Here is a 3,402-nt window from a genome sequence, read left to right on the forward strand (position 1 = left end):
TATGCCCACACCGCGCTCAAGCCGCTGATGCCCATACTTCTGCTCGGTGGGAAAATCGGCAGAAAGGTTGGAACGCTGCTGCGCGACCTGCTGCGGCTAATTGCCGGGAAGACCTATCGACATCGAGAGAATCGTTCGAAGCCCAGGAAGCCCGGCGTAAAACCACACAAGAAGATGACTCAGAAAAACTGTTGAAAGGTCTTAACTTGGGTGGATTGGGTCTCGGTCTGGTTCAGGGCATTCTTATGTGATACCAGGTTTCCCAGCAAATCGTAACCAAGCGTGGTGCTCGCGACGCCGCCGACAGCCTGCCGCGATACCGTGAAACTTGTCACCAACCCTTGGGTGTTCGCGACGTAGCCATAGTCGGTTCGCCGCTGCGATCCTGACGCAACGTCAGTCCAGGTTTCGCTTGCAAGACGCGTAGCGCCACGGACCGTGTTGGCATAAGTGTAGTCGACACGGCGATAGGTAATATCGGATGCGTTGCGATATTCCAACTGGACGACGTCTTCGCCTGACCACTTATACGTGATCCCGGCAGCGGCTGAGGTACCTACCGCCGCAACCACCTGCAGCAATTTGCCGGCTGCGTCGTAGGTGTAGTCCGTTTTGTTGCCTTTCCAGTCCAGCGTGTAATCGACGTAGCCTCTCGAGTCATACACGGTCTGGGCAGCGGCGCTGGCACAGGAGGACGTCCCGGCACGTACGACCGATGTGATTTTCTTCTCTCCAAGGATACTGGTGAACGCGTAAGTCGTGGCCATGCCTTTCGCGTTGGTCACCGTGGTCTGCCCAGCACCGTAGACGAAGTTATCCACCTCGGCGCCACCCTCGAGCGCGCTTTGCTGCACCGTACCATCCGTGTTGTATGTATAGCGGCTATAGCGCGCACTATTGATTGATATGCCCGTCAACAGCGTCGCGGCATTAGCCGCAGTCGTGTTTTCATAATGGTACTGGCGGACCGCCGGTGCCGCGCCTGGTGAGGTCACCTTGGTCAACATGCCAGCAGCGTTGTATTCATAGGTCCATGCGTTCCCAGCCGGGTCAATGACTTGGGTAACACGATTACTGGCGTTCTTCGTTAACTGAATCCACTTTCCCGCCGAGTTGGTGATCTTGGTAACGCCCTGACTCGGTTGCTGAACCGTCAAAGTGTTCCCGCTTAACTTGTCAATAATCTCGTTTGGACTGCCTGGCGAGTAGTAACGATAAGTGCTTTTACCGGCACTCAGCGTCCATGAGGATCCGTCAAATCGCAGCGTTCCGGTTAGCTGGGCCCCATCGACATCGTAGTTTGCCCAGCCCGTGCCCTCGAGACCGTACGTTTTTACGCGATAGCGGTATTTGATGCCGCCGGGAGCTATTATCACGACCGTTCGATATATCTGACGACCCCAGTTAGTATTACCAAGAACTTCGCCCATTACCAAATTGGGTAAATCGAGATTCGACATCCAGTTTGGTCCGAACATCGTGCCGGAAGCGTTCTTGCTTCGATATGTGCGCGTCAAGCCCAGGCCATAAAGGCCTTGGGCTCCGAAATCATGCTCCGCTTTATATTTTTCGCCCGAAGTAATAATTACGGGATTGCACGTCATATCATCGGCATCTGTATTATCGGCAACGGGAGGCTCGGCCGCTGGAGCCGGCGGCTGTGACATGTAAGGACCGTAGTCCCTATAAAAGAACGGGTCGCCAGCCTCCCGCCCAGGATTGCGATAGTCGATAGAATAAGGATTAAACAAGTACCCGCTGGCATCCGGACGTTTTCCAACCACAGTAACTTTTGGAATTTTATCAGCAGACGCCAGGCCGGACAGGAAAACGGAAAAGAAGAATAATGATAAATGGTGTGATACGCGTTTTGACATGGTTCGCTTTGTTTTAGTTATCGGTATTGTAGCGAATGGCAACAAGCATATATAATTTGCCAGCTAATTCGGTCGTGCATAATAGACGTTAAATTGTAATTACGTCAATCGCATATTTCTTATGAGCCAATCGCAAAATGATTTTTCTGAACTGGCCGACATTACCGAAGCGCGATTTCCCACCGCGTTTTCGTGGTGTCGGATGATTTCTGGGCGGTTAGGGCGGCGGAATCATGGTCAGTCTCATTTAGAAGACGTGGGGAGGCCGCACCGGAAACATTCGGTGCGAAATTGGTGGTTGAGTTAGGCGGATTGGTCGGGACATCGTCGAAGTCGCATCAATTGGTCAGCGCCGAGAGCGAGCAGGCCAAACATCAAAATGGCTCATGACTTTGGCATGTCCCTTGACCGAAGGCGCCATGAAGATCCGGCACCTGGAACTGCCATCGGGCACGACTGACGGCATCCTGTTGCTCGGCGATGCCAACTTGAGCACCGAACAGGTGGTGGCCGTCTTTGAGCTGATCGACGATCTGCGCGAACAAATCGTCCGCCATTACGCACCACAGATCCAAGAGTACTACCGGCAAAAACGGGTAACGAACGGGCACTCGACGGATGCAGAAAAGGATGGCGCGCCGTTCTGAGGCTGCCGGGGAGACGGGGCCGAACTCGACTGCTGGTCAAAAGCGCGCACCAGCCCCATACTTGCGCGGTTCTACAAGCCCGCTAACACTATTTACAATTCTGGAGAATACGCCGTATGAGCTACATCGTCACCGTCGTCGTGCCCCCCGTTCCGGCGGACCTGTCCGATCCATGGCAGTTTCCCGAGCGATTGCGTGCCGCGGGCGGCGACGAGGGTCCGGTGGCGCCCGTGCTGCGTACCTTGCACGATACGATTACCAGCGTCTATCCTTGCCTGTCCAGCTATGCCGACAGCGATGATGGCATCGATGATTGTCCCTGGGCAGACGGTCCGTTGATCGACAATTTCGGCACGCAGATGGGAACGATAGGCTTGACCGGCGGCGACAAGCTTAAGCGCGTCGCCAGCTTTGTCAGGTCCTGCGCGAGCACGCTCGGCCTGACTGTATTCGATGAGCAGGAAGGTAAGATTGGCAAACCCATGCTGCCGAGTCCCCGCGCAACTTACTACGTGGTCATTCGTGGTATCGCAGAAGGCGCGGTCAAGGAGGAGGTGATACGCGCACTGATGAGCGCCCTCGACTTTAACGAGCAGCAATCTCACGACATATTCAACGTCAAGCTGGCTTACGTCAAGAAGGGCATCGCGTATTTGGACGCGATCCGATACCAGGAAGCGATTAGCAACGCCGGCGGCTTGTCCGCGTTCGGTCCCGAGTAAGTCTGGTCGTGATCGTCCACTGCGCGTCGGACACGACGCGCTAGTGTAGTGCGTCATAAATAATAAGACTTATTATATATATGCATGTATCCTTGTCATATGGAGGGGAAATCATGCGTGTAGCGATGAAAGTTGAGTTGACGGAAGCGCAGCGTG

Annotated in this window: 3 protein-coding genes and 1 pseudogene; 3 read left to right on the forward strand and 1 reads right to left on the reverse strand. The window is 54.5% G+C overall.

The window, feature by feature from the left end; all coding sequences use genetic code 11:
* Positions 1-195 (forward strand): annotated as a pseudogene (locus ACP7D4_RS27720) (IS4 family transposase); the annotation flags it as partial.
* Here the strand turns inward: ACP7D4_RS27720 and ACP7D4_RS27725 are convergent.
* Positions 180-1,877 (reverse strand): DUF6531 domain-containing protein, encoded by a 1,698-nt coding sequence (locus ACP7D4_RS27725; protein WP_426212643.1) that lies wholly within the window; start codon positions 1,875-1,877, stop codon positions 180-182. The pseudogene ACP7D4_RS27720 and the gene ACP7D4_RS27725 overlap by 16 nt on opposite strands.
* A 404-nt stretch (positions 1,878-2,281) precedes the next feature.
* Between ACP7D4_RS27725 and ACP7D4_RS27730 the strand changes: the two genes are divergently transcribed.
* A complete protein-coding gene (locus ACP7D4_RS27730; RefSeq protein ID WP_426212644.1) occupies positions 2,282-2,524 on the forward strand; it encodes a hypothetical protein in 243 nt (80 codons plus the stop codon).
* A 116-nt stretch (positions 2,525-2,640) separates the two neighbouring features.
* A complete protein-coding gene (locus ACP7D4_RS27735) occupies positions 2,641-3,246 on the forward strand; it encodes a hypothetical protein (protein WP_426212645.1) in 606 nt (201 codons plus the stop codon).
* Positions 3,247-3,402 lie beyond the last annotated feature (156 nt).

The sequence above is a fragment of the Massilia sp. TWP1-3-3 genome, from assembly GCF_049897805.1.
In the GTDB taxonomy this organism is placed as follows: domain Bacteria; phylum Pseudomonadota; class Gammaproteobacteria; order Burkholderiales; family Burkholderiaceae_D; genus Telluria_A.

What these genes read in the sequence shown, in the direction of transcription:
- ACP7D4_RS27735 (WP_426212645.1), top strand. Translation starts at nt 2,641, where the DNA reads ATGAGCTACATCGTCACCGTCGTCGTGCCCCCCGTTCCGGCGGACCTG.
- ACP7D4_RS27725 (WP_426212643.1), bottom strand. Translation starts at nt 1,877, where the DNA reads ATGTCAAAACGCGTATCACACCATTTATCATTATTCTTCTTTTCCGTT.